Origin of the sequence: Rhodococcus sp. NPDC019647 (assembly GCF_044389235.1) — a bacterium.
In the GTDB taxonomy this organism is placed as follows: domain Bacteria; phylum Actinomycetota; class Actinomycetes; order Mycobacteriales; family Mycobacteriaceae; genus Rhodococcus_F; species Rhodococcus_F oxybenzonivorans.
Map to the genome: position 1 here is coordinate 45515 of NZ_JBIRXS010000012.1, position 12781 is coordinate 58295.

The following is a 12781-nucleotide window of genomic DNA, read 5'->3' on the forward strand; positions in this document are numbered from 1 at the left end:
TGATCAGCGAAATATCCTGGGCGGACGGTAGCTTCGTCCGATACGACGAGATGACTGTCTCACCCGCGACTCATTCATTGTCCTATGGGTCCTCGGTGTTCGAAGGTATCCGTAGCTACGGCGGGAACATCTTCAAGCTCGACGATCACCTGGACCGGCTGCGGCGGTCTGCTGACGTGTTCGGGCATACTGTGCCGTATTCGAATGCAGATCTGGCCGATGCGTGCTACGAGTTGCTGAGAGTGAACGAGCTGAACGATGCATACCTGAAGTGCCTCGTTTTCTACGACGATTCGGATGTCAGCTTCAGGGCGCAAGGATGCTCCAGTCGGGTAGTCGTTTTTGCGCTACCCTTTCCTGCGAATTCTGCACCAGCGAATTATCGGCTTGCGACGGCAACGTGGAGGCGTGCGCCGGCATCGTGCCACCCCTATCAGGCGAAAACATCGTCGACTTACGCGTTGAGCTTTTTGAGCTACCGTCAGAAAGCCGATGGCTATGACGACGTCATCTTCCTCTCGGCAACCGACACGGTGTGTGAGTCGAGCGGTTCGAACGTGTTCTTCATCAAAGGGGACGCCTTGTTCACACCCACGACGGAATTAGCGCTCGCCGGAATTACCAGGAAGGTGATCATCGACGATCTGTCTCCGCGGCTGGGCGTATCCGTCACGGAGCGCAATATTTCATACACGGAGCTCGGATCGTTCGACGGCGCGTTCTTGTGCGGAACTGCGATGGAGATAACGAGGATTTCCTGCATCGACGAGATCCATTACGAGACGGCTTCGTTGGCTGATGCGCTCGCAACCGAGTATCAGCGCCTGACGAACGGGAGGTCGGCGCTGTGAAACCGGGGCTCCCGACCTCACTTAGGGTGCCCCCGGAGGGGAGCACCCATGTCGATACTGCGTTCACGGGTGGGAGCCAACCTCGGTCTCTCGTTCACCCCGGGAGTAGGGCGCGCACGGCCTCGATGGTGTCGGCGTCGGCGGGGTCCTTGTCGGGCCGGTACCGCAAGACCCGGCCGAATCGGAGCGCGACGCCGCCGGGGTAGCGGGAGCTGACCTGCACGCCATCTAGTTCGATTTCGACGACGATCCTCGGGTGCAGGAACACGGTGTGGGAGTCGCGGGCGCGTTCGTGTCGGGGAAATTCGTCCGTCTGCCACTGCAACAACGCGTCGGTGAGGCCCTTGAATGTTTTGCCGACCATGATCGGATCACCGCCGTCGGGGTCGCGGGCACCGAGATGCAGATTGGAGAGGTAGCCGGTACGCCGGCCGTAACCCCACTCGGCGCCCAGGACCACCAGGTCCAGGGTGTGCTCCGGTTTCACCTTCTGCCACGCCCGACCGCGACGCCCCGCCGCGTAGGGGGCCGACAGTGACTTCACCATGACCCCTTCGTGCCCGGCGGCGAGGGCGTCGTCGAAATGTGTTGCCGCTGCATCGGCGTCGGGTCGGCGCAGCCCCGGGATGCGATGCTGCGGGGCCACGGTTTCGAGGGCGTCGAGGCGCTGCTCGAGTGGGGCGTCCAGCAGGTCGATCCCGTCGAGATGCAGGCAGTCGAAGAAGTACGGGTGCAGCAGTAGCTCGCGGGCACTTTCCGCGCCGAACCGGCTCATCGTTTCCTGGAAGGGGCGGGGACGACCGGAGTCGGTCAACGCCAGTGTCTCACCGTCGAATACCGCGGACTCGCAGGGGAGGTCGGTGACGAGTTCGACCAGTTCGGGGACACTGCCGGTGATCTCACGCAGCGTGCGGGTGAAGATGTGGACTTCGTCGCCATTGCGGTGCACCTGGATTCGGGCGCCGTCGAGCTTGTACTCGACGCTGACGTCGCCGCCGAGTTCCGTCCAGGCGTCCGCGAGGGATTCGGCGGGAGAGGCCAGCATCGGCCGGATCGGCCGACCCACCTCGAGCCGGAACGCGCTGAGTGCCTCGACGCCGCCCGCGAGCGCCGCGGTAGCAGTGGCCGGCAGCCGCCCCGACAGCATGAAGGCGCGCCGAACCGGTTCCACGGGCAGAGCGGCCGCGGCGGCGATGGCGTCGGTCATGATTCCTTCGAGTGCGCCCTGTCGCAGATCTCCTGTCAGCAGCCGAACGAGAAAGTCGCGTTCGTCCGGCGTCGTTCGGGTGAAGAGGTCGGTGAGCAGACTGCGTCGTCGTTCCGTCGAGCCCGATCCGGAAGTCCTGGCCACCTCGGTGAGCAGACCGTCGACTTCGGCGACGGTCACGGTGGAGTGATCCGCGGGCGCGGCTGGGAGGTCGGCGAGCGTCCGCCAGCCGATGCCGATACGGCCCTGCCGCAGTTCCCCTGAGAGCCAGGCCACCACGGGCTCGACCTCTTCGGGTTCGAGGTCGGCGAGCAGTGTGCGCAGCGCCTCGATCTTCACCTTGCGGGACCGGGTGGCCCCCACAGCACGCGACGTGTCCACGATCCGCGAAACCAGCATTCCCCGACGGTAGCGGGATCGATGCTGCGGCGCGCGGCGTTTCCGGCCTCGCGAGGATCAGGGGTCGGCGTGCAGCACCTTCGGCCCGAGCAGGTGACACACCTGCAGGGCGAGTGCCACGTCGAACCGATCGTCACGGATCGTGCCGCGGTCGTGCAGCACCTTGGCCACCCGGTACTTGACGGTGTTGCGGTGCGCTGTCAGCAGCTCGGCCGTGTGGACGTAATTCTCACCGGTGAGGAAGCTCGCCCGCGGTTATGACCATCAGTTCTCGAGATGCTTCAGCGCCGACTGGGCTGCGTTGAAACCGCACATGCCGTGGACACCGCCCCCCGGCGCGGTCGCGGAGGAGCACAGGTACACCCCCGGGATTCCGGTGGAATATGGGTCGAGGCCGATGCGGGGCCGCATCGCAATCTGCAGTGCGGTGTTGGCGCCCACTCCGATGTCGCCGCCGATGTAGTTGGCGTTGTACTGTTCTATCTGCGCCACCGAGCGCACGTGCTGCCCCACGATGCGATCCCGGAACCCGGGTGCGAACCGCTCGATCTGGTCGATGATCGCCTGCGTGGCATCGCCCGAATACCCATGGGGGACGTGCGCATACGCCCAGATCGGGTTGATATCCCCAGCAGAGCGGGACGGGTCCGCGAGGTACTGTTGCCCGACGAGCACCGTCGGCCTCGCGGGCATGACACCCCGCGTGATCTGTCCTTCGGCCTCGGCGACCTCTTCGAACGTTCCGCCGAGATGCAGCGTCCCCGCCGCGCGGCAGTGCTCGTTGGTCCACGGAACATGGCCGTCGACGGCGAAGTCGACCTTGAATGCCGCCGGCCCGTATTTGTACCGGCGGTAGGCGCGGGCGACCCTTCCCGGCAATCGATCACCCGCTATTCGCAGCACCGCACGCGGCGCCACGTTGAGCATCACGAGGTCCGGTGAGCCCAGCGAATCGAGCGAATCAACGTACACCCCGGTCTCGATGGTGCCGCCGAGCTTGCCGAGCAGCGACGCCATCGCGTCGGTGATCGACCGGGAACCGCCCTCCGCGACCGGCCACCCGTACGCATGGCCGGCGGCGGTGAGCATCAGACCCACGGAACTGCTCATCGGGGTGTGCAGCGAACTGAACGCGTGCGCCGCCACCCCGCCGAACAGTGCTCGTGTCTCCGGTCGCTTCCACCGGCGGGCCGTCAGCGCCGCCGGGGCGAGCGCGTTGACGCCGAACTTGGTGAGCTGCACAGGATGGGCGGGCCAGTGCGCGATCGGACGGAACACGTCACCGGTCAGCTCGTCGAACGACGTCGACAGCCGGCCGAACATCCGCTGCCAGGCCTTGCCGTCCTCACCCATGTTCGCGGCGGTGCGGTCGATGTCGCGCCACAGCACCCCGGCCGATCCCGAGTCGAGGGGGTGGACCAGGTCGATCTCCGGCCACAGCCACCGAAGTCCGTAGTCGCCCAGACCGAGCGACTGCAGAAAGGGCGAAGCCACCCCGGTGGGGTGGAACGCCGAGCAATCGTCGTGGATGAGGCCCGGGAGGGTGAGTTCGGAGGAGCGGGTGCCGCCACCGATCGTGTCCTTGGCCTCGAGGACCCGCACCGACACCCCCTGTCTGGCCAGGTGGATGGCGGCAGCGAGCCCGTTGGGCCCGCTGCCGACCACTACCGCAGTTGTCACGAGGTCGTCCTCACTTCAGTGCCGTCGGCTTCGGCGCCTCGGTCACCACTTCGTGCGCGCTTTGCGAGGCATCCCGCCAAGACCATTCAACCTCGAGGGGGATGGGCCCGTAACCAGTACACGGCGACGCCGACACCGAGGACGACGGTGCCCCACACCACCGAGGGAAGGGGAAGGAACGCGGCGAGGATCAGACATCCGGCCGCACCCGTCGCCGCGACTAGCCGGGGCCATAGCTGGCCAGACAACGTCCACGCAGAGGCGTTCGCGATCAGGTAGTAGACCAGCACGGCGAACGACGAGAACCCGATGACGCCCCGCAGATCCGCTGTCGCGGCGAGGACAGCCACGACGGTTCCCACGGCCAGCTCGGCGCGGTTCGGTACCGAGTACCGCGGGTGGACGGCGTCGAGGAACCGGGGCAGGTTTCCGTCGCGGGCCATCGCGAACGTGGTGCGGGATACGCCGAGGATCAGCGAGAGCAGCGAACCGAGTGCGGCGATCACGGCGGCCACCCGCACCACGGGCTCGGCACCAGCGAATCCGGCCGCAGCGACCGCCTCGGCCAGCGGGTCGGTCGCTGCGGCCAGCCGGTCCGGACCGAGGACGGTCAACACCGCGACCGCGACCAGCAGGTACACGAGCAGGGTGACGGCGAGCGCAAGGGGGATAGCCCGGGAGATGGTCCGGCGCGGGTCCCGAACCTCTTCACCCAAAGTCGCAATACGGGCGTACCCGGCGAAGGCGAAGAACAACAAGCCGGCCGCTTGCAGAACACCGGTGATGCCGTATCCCCGGGTCAGTACCGGGCCGTCGAAACCCGTGTCGGTGGCGGTGAGGCACAGCAACACGACCAAGGCCAGGACGGCGAGGACGAAGAACACGATTCCGCGGGTGGCCCACGCCGATTTCTGAACACCCAGATAGTTGACCGCGGTGATCACCGCGACGGCGACGACCGCGATGACGTGCTCGTACCCCGGCCAGGCGTAGGCGCCGACGGTCAGGGCCATGGCCGCACAGGAAGCAGTCTTCCCGACCACGAAACCCCAGCCGGCCAGATATCCGAAGAAGGGGCCGAGCCGTTCACGGCCGTACACGTAAGTCCCCCCGGACTTGGGGTAGAGCGCTGCCAGACGGGCCGAGGAATTGGCGTTGCAGTAGGCGATCACCGCCGCGACCGCCAACCCGAAGAGCAACGCGCCGCCCGCCGCGGCAGCAGCCGGAGCGAGCGCCGCGAAGATACCGGCCCCGATCATCGACCCGAGGCCGATCATCACCGAGTCGAACACACCCAGTCGGCGTTTCAGCTGCGGCGCCGATAGTGGCTCGGTCATGCGGTCCCTTCCAGCGGTCGACGGTGGTCGGTGGCCGACGCTACCGCGCCCGGTCCGATACCGCCGACCACGCCGATCGGGTCACTCGCTGAATTCGCCCATCACCGGATGCCATTCGCTGACTCGCATGTTCGACACGAGTTTCGCCTGAACGAACGGATCCTGCTGGAACAGTCGAGTGACCGTTTCTTCGTCGGGCCCATCGGCGATGATGAAGGCGCCCGTGCCGTCGGCGAGGGGACCGGTCGAACGCACCACCTTCCGCCGGATCATTTCCGCGATCCAGCCGCGATGATCGCCCCGGTGATCGTCACGCCGCGACGACGTCTCCGGGTTGTAGGTGTATTCCACGACGAACAGAGACATGCTGTTCTCACTTCCTCAGGCGCTCCGGGCCCGTGCGCCTTTTTGGTTGCCAGAGCTACCAGAAAGGCGCACGGGCGGAGCCGTTGCACGGTAGATACAACCCTTCTCGGTCGAAAACGGGCGGTCAAGGCTCGACACGCCCCGAGTCGACGCCCCGGCTCACCACCAATGCTGCGACTCCGGCGCTGACCACCCAGAGGGTGAAGGGGTACAACGCAAGCCGTTCGGCGGTGCCGAACGACGTGCCGGGGACGACGATGGCGATGGTGCCGAGCATTCCCGCGAGGCAGCACGACCCCGTCCATACGGCGAATCCTCGCCACCGCTCGAGCAGCGCCACAGCGAGGAAGGCGAGTGCTGCGTTGCGGGCCACGAATGTCGGGGTGGCAACGATCTGGTGCAGGTCGGCGTCCACGTTGATGGGCACCAGTCCGGTCAGTGCCGCGCTCAGTGCGGCCAGCCCGAGTAGAGCCAGGGCGGTCACCCGCAGCCGCCCAGCGGGGAGGAATCCCCGCAATCCGAAGGCACCGACGATGATCAGCACACCGGTCATGACGAAAGCGCCGTTCATCAGCGCGTGGAGGGGTGAGCAGATTCGGGCGACCGCCAGTTGGGACGCGGATCCGTCACATCCCGTGGCACCGAGCTTGCTGATCGAGTCGGTAGTCGCCTCGTACCGTCTCGGCCACGCTGCTGCGGTGACCACCTCCGCGACGAAGTACAGCGAAATCAGTACCCACGCAGCGCCGCCTACGCGCACGGCACGGGCATCGTGTGCTGAGCTGATGTTCAGAACGCTCACCTCTTGTGAACCGTCGCGTGGTGCGCGGCCTCGACCCACGCTATAGACGCGCGATCCACTATCGTGTGATTGTTGACAATCTCAGGGCGCGACTCGACCATGTAGCCATGGCCTTGCCGACTACGCTTCCTGGACGGGACTTCGAGACGGAGGGACAGGACACGCGTGGCTGAGCTGACCGGTGTTGCCGCCGGCCTCCGCGCTGACCTGGCGGCGCGGGGCATCGACCTCGACACCGGGTCGCGCAGGCGGGCCGAGTACTCCTTCGACGCCTCCAACTATCGTGTGCCGCCGCTGGCCGTGGCGTTTCCCCGCACCGTGGACGATGTGGTGTCGATAGTCCGGGCATGCACCGAGCGCGCGATACCCATCACCAGTCGCGGCGGCGGTACCTCGCTCGCCGGCAACGCCATCGGCAGGGGAGTGGTCCTCGACTTCTCCCGGCACATGGCCGCCGTCCACTCGGTGGATGCCGCCGCGCGCACAGCCGTCGTCGAACCCGGGATCGTGCTCACGGACCTGCAGAAAGAGGTCCAGCTGGCGACGGACGGGGCCTTCACCTTCGCCCCGGACCCGTCGAGTAAGTCCCGCGCCACCGTCGGTGGTGCGATCGGGAACGATGCCTGCGGCAACCACTCCGTGCGATACGGGCGCACATCGGACCACGTCATCGCACTCGACCTCGTCACCGCCGGGGGACATCGGTTGACCGCGACCCGGAACGGTGTCCGCGCCACCGACCCCGACGACGCGTCCGCCGTGGGCGAAGCGGAACGGATCGGGACGGGACTGCGGGATCTGGCCGGCAGTCACCTCGGCGAGTTCCGGCTCGAACTCGGTCGGATCCCGCGACAGGTGTCCGGATTTAATCTCGCGAACCTGTTGCCGGAGAACGGATTCGACGTCGCACGCGCCCTCGTCGGCAGCGAGGGAACGTGTGCGGTGATCGTGGCCGCCACCGTGGCGCTGGTGCCGGTGCCCCCGGCGGCGATGCTGTTGTGCCTCGGCTACCGCGACCTGGTGGACGCGGCGCGAGACAATGCGATGCTCCTCGCGTACGCACCGGCGGCGATCGAGGGCATCGACTCGGCGATCGTCGACACCATGCGACACCTGCGCGGCGCCGACTCCGTCGTGGGACTTCCCGAAGGCTCGGCGTGGCTGTACGTCGATCTCGACGGGGACGATTCCGCCGAGGTCGAGAGGCGCGGCACCGAACTGGTGTCCAAGCTGCGGGCGGCGGGACGGCTCGTCGACGCCCGCGTGGTCGCGGATCCTGCCGAACGCGCGTCGCTGTGGCGAGTGCGTGAGGACGGCGCCGGGCTGTCCGCGCGGCTCGTCGAGGGCGGTGAATCGTGGACCGGCTGGGAAGATTCCGCGGTCGCTCCCGAGCAACTCGCCGACTACCTGGTGGACATCAAGGCGCTTCTCGCCGAGTTCCACCTCACCGGAGTGATGTACGGCCACTTCGGTGCCGGCTGCATGCATATCCGCATCAACTTCGATCAGCGCACCGAGGAAGGCCGGGACGTCATGTCGCGGTTCATCCACCGGGCGGCGGAACTGTGTGTCCGCTTCGGCGGTTCGATGTCGGGCGAGCACGGCGACGGACGCGCACGCTCGTCGCTGCTACCGCTCATGTACTCGCCGACCGTGATGTCGGCGTTCGCCCGGTTCAAACAGCTCTGGGATCCGGCCGCACTGCTCAATCCGGGCAGCATCGTCGATCCGGAACCACTGCTCGGAAGTCTCGCGCTCGACGGCGTCGACCCACGACCCTGGCAGACCACCTTCGACCTCACACCCACCAGTGAAGTGCCCGTCGCCCCATTCGTCCACGCGGTGCAGGGCTGTATCGGCGTGGGGCGGTGCCGCGCGTCGACGGGCGGCGTGATGTGCCCCAGCTTCCGGGCGACCGGCGACGAGAAGGACTCCACCCGCGGCCGGGCGCGTGCCCTCCAGGAGATGGTGCGCAACTCGCCGACGATCGCCGACGGCTGGGCCTCCGAGGACGTCAAGGAATCCTTGGACCTGTGCCTGTCCTGTAAGGCGTGCTCCACCGACTGCCCGGTGGGCGTCGACATGGCCACCTACAAAGCCGAATTCCTCGACCACCACTATCGTGGCCGCATCCGTCCACTGTCGCACTACTCGCTCGGCTGGTTGCCGGTGTGGCTGCGGGCCGCGGAACGGTCGGCGCCCGTCGTCAACAAACTCACCACCGGACGGCTCGCGAAGATCGCTGCCCGCCTGGGCGGTATCACCCCCCACCGAGAACTTCCGGAGTTCGCGTCGCGCAAGCAGATTCGACGCGAGGTCGGGAGCACGTCGGGAAACACGACCGCGGATGTCGTGCTGCTCGCCGACACCTTCACACGGGGTTTCCGGCCGCAGGTAGTCGGCGCGGCCACGCGGGTGCTCGAGCAGGCGGGGCTCAGCTCCCAGTGTCGCAGCGACGCATGCTGCGGCCTGACCTGGATTTCGACCGGCCAACTCGATCGTGCCAAGAAGACCCTGACCAAGGCGGCAGAGCTGCTCGACGACGGCACAGATCGTCCCATCGTCGTCCTCGAACCCAGTTGTGCTGCGGCACTGCGCAAAGATCTTCCCGAACTCGTCCACACCGACGCCGCACGACGCGTCGCGGCCAGGGTCCAGAGCTTCGCCGGTGCGGTGCTCGACCGCGTCGCGGCGGGGTGGCAACCGAGCGCCGCGCTTCCGGAAGACGTCACCGTGCAGACCCATTGCCACGAGTACGCGGTGTTCGGTGCGGCCACCCAGCGCAAGTCCCTCCAGGCAGTAGGTGTGGCTCGGGTGCGGGAAGCGACCGGATGTTGCGGCGTCGCAGGGAACTTCGGATTCGAGGACGAGCACTACGACGTCAGCATGCAGGTGGCCGAACAAGCCCTCGCCCCGGCCCTACGCGCAACCCCCGACGAGGCCACGGTCCTGACCGACGGATTCAGCTGCCACATGCAGGTCCGGCAACTCGAACCGTCGAGGTCGTCGATGCACCTCGCTGAACTCCTCGACCCGGGGCCCTAGGCGCTCCGCGCCCGTGCGCCTTTTTGGTTGTTCCAGCTACCAGAAAGGCGCACGGGCGGCGGAGCCGCCTGTTCGGTTCACGCTGATTCTGACGATGGCGGCGGCCGCGGTCGTGGTGAAGCGTGGAGGGGCAGATGTCCGCGCCGACAGGAGTGTCCTTCATGACCGAACTTCTCGACCTGAGTACCGACGTTCTCGTCATCGGCGGTGGGCCCGCCGGTGCGTGGGCGGCTCTGCGCGCCGCCCAGTCCGGCGCCGACGTCGTCCTCGTCGACAAGGGGTACTGCGGGACGAGTGGTGGGACGGCACCCTCGGGAACCGGGGTCTGGTACGTGCAGCCCGACCCGGCCGAGCGCGCCAAGGCGAAGGCCAGCCGCGAGACGCTTGGCGGTCACCTCGCCGACCATCAGTGGATGGACCGTGTCCTGCACCAGACATACGTCAACATGAACCTTCTCGGCGAGGAGGGAAGGTACCCGTTCCCCGTCGACCCCGACACGGGACAGCAGATCCGCACCGGACTGCAGGGACCCGAGTACATGCGCCGGATGCGGGCGTGGATCAAGAGGGCAGGCGTCCGGATCCTCGACCACTCACCGGCGCTCGAGCTCCTCATCGACGCCGACGGCGTGGTACGCGGCGCGGCGGGATACCAGCGTCAGGATCACCGCGATTATCGCGTCGCTGCCGGCGCGGTCGTGATCGCCAGCGGGGGTTGCGCATTCCTGTCCCGCGCGCTCGGCACCAACGTCGACACCGGGGACGGTGCGCTGATGGCGGCGGAGGTGGGGGCCACGTTCTCCGGGATGGAATTCTCCAATGCCTACGCCATCGTGCCCGCCAACTCGACCATCACCAAGACCGCCTACTACGGCTACGCCACCTTCTTCCGCGCCGACGGAAGCGTCCTCGAGGGTGCCGGCTCGACCAAGGGTCGCTCGGTGATAGCGCGCACGTTGCTGTCCGAACCGGTATACGCGCAGCTCGACCGCGCCGACGACGTGGTGCAGCGACAGATGCGACTGGGTCAGCCCAACTTCTTCTTGCAGTTCGATCGTCGCGGCATCAACCCGTTCACCGACCGCTTCGAGGTGAGCATGCTCGCCGAAGGCACCGTGCGAGGGACCGGCGGTATCGAGGTGGTCGACGACAGCTGCGCCACCACGGTTCCCGGATTGTTCGCGGCCGGCGACGCCGCTACCCGTGAGCGCATCTGCGGAGGGTTCACCGGTGGCGGCAGCCACAACTCGGCATGGGCGATGTCGTCGGGCAGTTGGGCCGGGACGGGTGCCGCTCGCTTCGCTCGCTCGGCCGGCCGGATTCGCGCGTCCGAACTCCGAGCGGTGGGCCGAGCGGGACTGCGGCCGACGTCGCGATCCGAATTGGACGCCCCGGCCGTCGTGGCGGCTGCGCAAGCGGAACTGCTCCCGTACGAGAAGAATCTGCTGCGTGACGGAGGACGCGTGCAGGGTGCCCTCGACGAACTGGAGTCGTTGTGGACGGCGGTGTCTTCGGGCCTCGGCGCCGACACCGGTGACCAACGGGTCCGGGCCCGGCAGGCGGCGGCGATCACTGCAGTCGGCCGCTGGATGTACCACTCGGCGCTGGCACGCACCGAAACGCGGGGCATGAGCAAGCGAGCCGATTTCCCCGACCTCGACCCCGCCCAGCATCATCACATCCTCACCGGCGGCCTGGACGAAGTGTGGACCGCGGCCGGATCGCTCAAAGGTACAGAACTGCAGGTGGCTTCGTGATCGAGGTGGTGCTGGCCGAGGCGTGCATCGGCTGCGACAAATGCGTCGACGCATGCCCCACCAACGTCTTCGACCGCACCGAGTCGGGGGTTCCGGCGATCGCCCGCCAATCCGACTGCCAGACCTGCTTCATGTGCGAGGCGTACTGCCCTGTCGACGCCCTCTACGTCGATCCCCGGTCCACTCCGCTGCCGGACGGTCAGCACATCGCCGACGAGCACATCGGCCGCTACCGGGAAAAACTCGGATGGGGGAAGGGGCGAATCGCCGGATCGCTCACGGCGATTGGCCCCGCCCTGCCGCACGGCGCACCGCCGCCGAGACTCCGCCCGTGAGTGGTTGAGGAGTCCAGGGACTCGTTTACCGCTCACAGCGAGGAATACCGTCGTATCGTCGCGAGTTGGTGCTGTTGCCTGCACCGGCGAATCCGAGCGAATCGAGTAGATCGGAGCACGACGTGTCCGAGATGACCATGAGTAAAGCCGATCGTGAAAAGTTCCTCGCGGCACTCCATGTGGGCGTGATCGCGGTCGATAGGGAAGGTCGTGCGCCTCTCGCCGTTCCCATCTGGTACGGCTACGAACCCGGCGGTGAGGTCGCTGTGTGGACCGGGCGGGGATCGCTGAAAGAACGCCTGATCCGGGCGGCGGGTCGATACAGTCTCGTCGCCCAGGACGAGGCGCCGCCGTATCGGTATGTCAGCGTGGAAGGTCCCGCGACATTCGACGAGTCACCGACTGCCGACGACATCCGTGGCCTCGCCACCCGGTACCTTCCCGCCGAGGAGGTCGACGCCTTCGTGGTCCAGTCCTTCGACGCAGCCAGTGCCGTCCTCATTCGCATGCGGCCCGAGCACTGGCTGAGTGTCGACTACGGCAAGGGTTCCTGACACCCGAACGCGCAGATCAGCGCTCAGAAATCGACGTTATCGTCGGGGCCCTCGCCCGTGAGCGCGTCGACGACGGCAGCAAGGTCGGTGGTCGAGACCGCGCCGGCCGGTTCGCTGCGTCGGTCCTCGAGGCGGACCGGGCGCGACTGCTGGACGTGTGGACGTGCATCCGTCATGGGAAACAACTCCTTCTGCGAGTGCCCGAGCGGCCCGGGAGGAACCGCCTCGCCCCCCATCCTCCACCTGCCGTATTGCTCAGTAGTTACCAGCTAATTACTGGACGCTGCGTCCTGGGTAACGGAACACCGCCGGTCATGCCACCAGCCTCATTCTCACCACTCCTGGTTCTCACGCCTGTCTACCTCCACGATCCGCGACTTCGGTGGAAACCGCTGCACCGCCCACCAACTCGTAGGTCTGGCTGTGACGTTCGCCCGCAGATAGCTGA

At 67.0% G+C, this 12781-nt stretch carries 11 protein-coding genes and 1 pseudogene; 5 read left to right on the forward strand and 7 right to left on the reverse strand.

Annotated features, from left to right (window positions below; translation table 11 throughout):
- The first annotated feature begins 95 nt into the window (after positions 1 to 95).
- The gene (locus tag ACH49N_RS21290; RefSeq protein WP_358276717.1) at positions 96 to 851 is read left to right on the forward strand and encodes an aminotransferase class IV; all 756 of its coding nucleotides are present in this window, start codon (positions 96 to 98) and stop codon (positions 849 to 851) included.
- A gap of 94 nt (positions 852 to 945) precedes the next feature.
- On the opposite strand, the gene ACH49N_RS21295 is transcribed toward ACH49N_RS21290, so the two are convergent.
- From ACH49N_RS21295 to ACH49N_RS21320, 6 genes and pseudogenes are all read right to left on the reverse strand, one after another.
- Positions 946 to 2457: an ATP-dependent DNA ligase gene (locus ACH49N_RS21295; protein ID WP_358276716.1), complete on the reverse strand. Its 1512-nt coding sequence runs from the start codon at positions 2455 to 2457 to the stop codon at positions 946 to 948.
- A gap of 57 nt (positions 2458 to 2514) precedes the next feature.
- Positions 2515 to 2697 (reverse strand): annotated as a pseudogene (locus ACH49N_RS21300) (CdaR family transcriptional regulator); the annotation flags it as partial.
- Between the two features lie 24 nt (positions 2698 to 2721).
- Positions 2722 to 4137 carry an NAD(P)/FAD-dependent oxidoreductase gene (locus ACH49N_RS21305; RefSeq protein WP_358276715.1) on the reverse strand — a complete coding sequence of 472 codons (1416 nt, stop codon included), beginning with the start codon at positions 4135 to 4137 and terminating at the stop codon, positions 2722 to 2724.
- Positions 4138 to 4223: 86 nt separating this feature from the next.
- Positions 4224 to 5474 (reverse strand): amino acid permease, encoded by a 1251-nt coding sequence (locus ACH49N_RS21310; protein WP_358276714.1) that lies wholly within the window; start codon positions 5472 to 5474, stop codon positions 4224 to 4226.
- 81 nt (positions 5475 to 5555) lie between these two features.
- Complete coding sequence (locus ACH49N_RS21315) at positions 5556 to 5840, reverse strand: YciI family protein (protein ID WP_159921020.1); 285 nt, start codon at positions 5838 to 5840, stop codon at positions 5556 to 5558.
- Between the two features lie 124 nt (positions 5841 to 5964).
- On the reverse strand, positions 5965 to 6642 hold the full coding sequence (locus ACH49N_RS21320) for a DUF998 domain-containing protein (protein ID WP_358276713.1): 678 nt from the start codon (positions 6640 to 6642) through the stop codon (positions 5965 to 5967).
- Between the two features lie 165 nt (positions 6643 to 6807).
- Between ACH49N_RS21320 and ACH49N_RS21325 the strand changes: the two genes are divergently transcribed.
- The 4 genes from ACH49N_RS21325 to ACH49N_RS21340 all read left to right on the forward strand — a co-directional run bounded on the left by ACH49N_RS21325 (position 6808) and on the right by ACH49N_RS21340 (position 12333).
- The gene (locus tag ACH49N_RS21325; protein WP_358276712.1) at positions 6808 to 9687 is read left to right on the forward strand and encodes an FAD-binding and (Fe-S)-binding domain-containing protein; all 2880 of its coding nucleotides are present in this window, start codon (positions 6808 to 6810) and stop codon (positions 9685 to 9687) included.
- Between the two features lie 161 nt (positions 9688 to 9848).
- Positions 9849 to 11444 (forward strand): FAD-binding protein, encoded by a 1596-nt coding sequence (locus ACH49N_RS21330; protein WP_358276711.1) that lies wholly within the window; start codon positions 9849 to 9851, stop codon positions 11442 to 11444.
- Entirely contained in the window at positions 11441 to 11779 is a 339-nt protein-coding gene (locus tag ACH49N_RS21335; protein ID WP_358276710.1) for a ferredoxin family protein, read from the forward strand. Before ACH49N_RS21330 ends, ACH49N_RS21335 begins: the two co-directional genes overlap by 4 nt.
- A gap of 131 nt (positions 11780 to 11910) precedes the next feature.
- On the forward strand, positions 11911 to 12333 hold the full coding sequence (locus ACH49N_RS21340) for a pyridoxamine 5'-phosphate oxidase family protein (protein WP_397504768.1): 423 nt from the start codon (positions 11911 to 11913) through the stop codon (positions 12331 to 12333).
- A 23-nt stretch (positions 12334 to 12356) separates the two neighbouring features.
- On the opposite strand, the gene ACH49N_RS21345 is transcribed toward ACH49N_RS21340, so the two are convergent.
- Positions 12357 to 12509: a hypothetical protein gene (locus ACH49N_RS21345; protein ID WP_358276708.1), complete on the reverse strand. Its 153-nt coding sequence runs from the start codon at positions 12507 to 12509 to the stop codon at positions 12357 to 12359.
- Positions 12510 to 12781: the final 272 nt, after the last annotated feature.